Origin of the sequence: Moorena sp. SIO4E2, from assembly GCF_010671945.1 — a bacterium.
Lineage (GTDB): Bacteria > Cyanobacteriota > Cyanobacteriia > Cyanobacteriales > Coleofasciculaceae > Moorena > Moorena producens.
The window spans coordinates 3,938-6,749 of the sequence record NZ_JAAHIE010000409.1 but is presented as its reverse complement, the minus strand read 5'-3'; the positions used below and the strand labels follow the sequence as shown (position 1 = coordinate 6,749).

The 2,812-nt window shown below is 43.1% G+C and carries 4 protein-coding genes; 2 read left to right on the top strand and 2 right to left on the bottom strand.

The genetic code is table 11. The features are described from left to right. Positions 1–680: 680 nt before the first annotated feature. Both F6K37_RS28955 and F6K37_RS28950 read left to right on the top strand, forming a co-directional pair. Entirely contained in the window at positions 681–869 is a 189-nt protein-coding gene (locus F6K37_RS28955) for a response regulator (RefSeq protein ID WP_008182279.1), read from the top strand. A gap of 27 nt (positions 870–896) precedes the next feature. Continuing rightward, positions 897–1,055: a hypothetical protein gene (locus tag F6K37_RS28950; protein WP_287253902.1), complete on the top strand. Its 159-nt coding sequence runs from the start codon at positions 897–899 to the stop codon at positions 1,053–1,055. 377 nt (positions 1,056–1,432) lie between these two features. Here the strand turns inward: F6K37_RS28950 and F6K37_RS28945 are convergent, their stop codons facing one another. Both F6K37_RS28945 and F6K37_RS28940 read right to left on the bottom strand, forming a co-directional pair. Next, on the bottom strand, positions 1,433–1,804 hold the full coding sequence (locus F6K37_RS28945; RefSeq protein WP_044492624.1) for a TFIIB-type zinc ribbon-containing protein: 372 nt from the start codon (positions 1,802–1,804) through the stop codon (positions 1,433–1,435). Between the two features lie 216 nt (positions 1,805–2,020). Further along, on the bottom strand, positions 2,021–2,812 hold a 792-nt coding region (locus F6K37_RS28940; protein WP_287253899.1), incomplete at its 5' end, for an L-lactate permease.

Genomic DNA, 2,812 nt, shown 5'->3' with positions numbered 1-2,812 from the left:
TTAAATTGTCTATTTTTTATCTATTTTTGAGTAAGGGGGAAAAACTTCAAAGTCCTCTCCCTTGCTCTTGAGCACCCCTGCCCCCTTAGGGATTCAATCAAAGAAATCATTTGTAGCATTAATAGTGCTAATTCCTAGTGCTAATGTAAGCTGACAGCCGTCAGCTGTCAGCTGTCAGCTGTCAGCTTAAAACAAACCTCGTTCCCATAGCGTGCGCCGTTCGCGTAGCGTGCGCCTATGCGCAATGCACAAACGGGAGAATTTAATAATTCGAGATTAATGATAATTGAAAGTCTGGGTAAAAGCCCTTGGCTTGTGGCCACGCTACCCGAACAGCTGACCTAACAGAGATTAAACGAAGGCTTACCTATGCAAGCTAATAGCTGATAGCTGATAGCTGAATGCTTACGTGCTAATTCAGATTAGATACCTCACCGCTTACTTCCCCTTCTTGCAGTATCTTCCCCCACTTCCCGTCTCTTACCGATCTCCATAAATCATCCCCCTACAAGTACAAAGCCGTTATTTGGGTCGGACTAGCCGGGAACTCTATATGTAACTGGCCTCACAGAAGTCCATGTTGTTCAATGATTCTAACCCATAATGATTACAGCTCCAGGCTATCCCATCACTGAGTCAATCGAATCTGGCACTAGAACCCTACTTGGTATTGCATTCTGGTGGTGGATGATAAACAGGAAAATCGCTGGGTGATTGTCAATCTGCTGGCTCCCCTGGGATTTGAACTGATCGAAGCTAGCAGTGGTCAAGAGGCTTTAGACGAAGCCACAGCATTTTCACCAGACCTGATTATCACTGACTTGTTGATGCCACAGATGGATGGCTTTGAGATGATCCGACAGTTATGACAATCCCCCCAATTGCACTCAAAAGTAGTGATTGCGTCTTCGGCTGTTCAACTTCAAGGCAGAAGGAGGCAGGTAGATCCCCATTGGTTTCGAGGTCTAAGCTATCTCAAAATTGGTCTGCGCTGGCTCAAAGGAGTAGTCAATAAAGGTAGGCAACTCAGTCGGGCCAGTACCGTTGTTACCTAAGAATTCGCAACCGTGCTTTGCATGCCATAAAGCTGAGGATGATTACTACGACCAGATTTGGTTTTCCCGTATTCGGTCTTTAAAGTGTAGAACCTGATCTGTTTGGTTTTCACACAGATGTGTCAGGCAGTCAGGGAGGAACCTTGAAGCTGGAAACTGAAGTGGGAGCATATAGTGAATTTATCATCACTTTACCTAAACCAGCCGAATAGACCTGATCATTTCCGACTTGAGTATTTTGAACCTGCTTGATCAGGGAAATTAGCATCCTGGTCAAGCTACTACCTTTTCCCATAGGTTTTCCCAGTGGCAGCAAATTAATTGACATTAAAAATTGCTACTTAGCCTATTAATTAGCCTATTAATTAGCCTATTAATTAGCTAAAGATATCCTTAAAAAAGTCTGCTATTACCTCTTCCTTATAATCCTTAAATTCACCAGCATCAAACCAGAGACCATAGCATACCGGGCATTTTTCATACCGAATATGAGTCTGTTTTATATCAACCATTTTGGTCAGTTTTGTCTGGCATTTCGGGCAATTGATATCTCTAATTTTATTAAAGTTACTCCCTGTTTTCGGGTCACCTGTATCTATAATCTCGGAACCTTTTATCTCCTTCAACATTTGAGCTTCCATGGAATCAAACCAGATCCCTTGACAACTGGTGCAGCGGTCTACAGGAATCGTTGAATACACAACTGCTTCTAAGGTTCCTTGACATTTAGGGCATTTCAGCTGGGTCATTTCGCTCAACCATCTCTAGGATTTACATATCATACTCGGTAGCCAGACATAATTCAAGTTGACTGTTCAGAGCAGGGAACTTCGGAGCAGGGATCGGGTATCTTGGAACAGAAAGGGTTTGAGCAACTTTAAGTTTATTAACCAAGAGAACATAAATTTAACATAATTTATGTTCAGTTATTTATTTGATACTTACTCTATCTAAAAATAGAGATTTTATGGTACAGCCAAAACCAGAAGTGACATAATAACTGCCACTGCTCCTAGAACTACTAGTCCCATCTGCCGGAGCAAGAAGACTTCAGCTCCAGACCACCCAACAGCAGTGGCAGCAATAATAGCACGAGCAGGTGAAATCATCGTGGCGTGGGCGCTAGCTCCATTCTGAGCTCCCATCAGCCACTGTAGTGGTAAGCCAGACTGAATGCTTACCTCTTGTTGTAATTGGGAAAGTAGGGCATTACTCGCAGTATTTGAACCAGTAATCCAGCCTCCTAGAGCAGCTAACCAAGGTGCAACCCATATATACTTGTCACCAAGTGTTGCTGCGGCCATGCCTAGACTAGCTATCATGCCACTGGCTTGCATAACTTGAGAGGCTGCTAGAAAACAGGCGAGTGCGATGGCTCCAGGGATAAATTGTTGCCAAGCTTGCCTTGTTATCACTCGCAGTTTGTGTACGACTGTTCCCAAAATTGTGACTGTAGCCAAAGCTGTCAAAAGTAAATAAAAGCCTGGGTTGTAAAGCAGGGGTAGATTTAGATTGATGGTAGCTATTGATATCACAAAATGGCTCTTGAGCCAAATTTTTAAAGGAACAACTAAACGAGAGATCAGCAGAATTGCTGTCAGAATCCCGTAGGGAGCTATTACCTGCCCGAGGGATACTTTAGTAATACCATGCTCAGCCGAATCATGAGCCGTTTTTTCGGAACTATTACGGGCACTGTTGACTAGATTTACTGTTCTTTTTCGTTTTGCCTTATGAAATAGTTTATGAAATAGTTT

What these genes read in the sequence shown, in the direction of transcription:
- F6K37_RS28945 (WP_044492624.1), bottom strand. Translation starts at nt 1,804, where the DNA reads ATGACCCAGCTGAAATGCCCTAAATGTCAAGGAACCTTAGAAGCAGTT.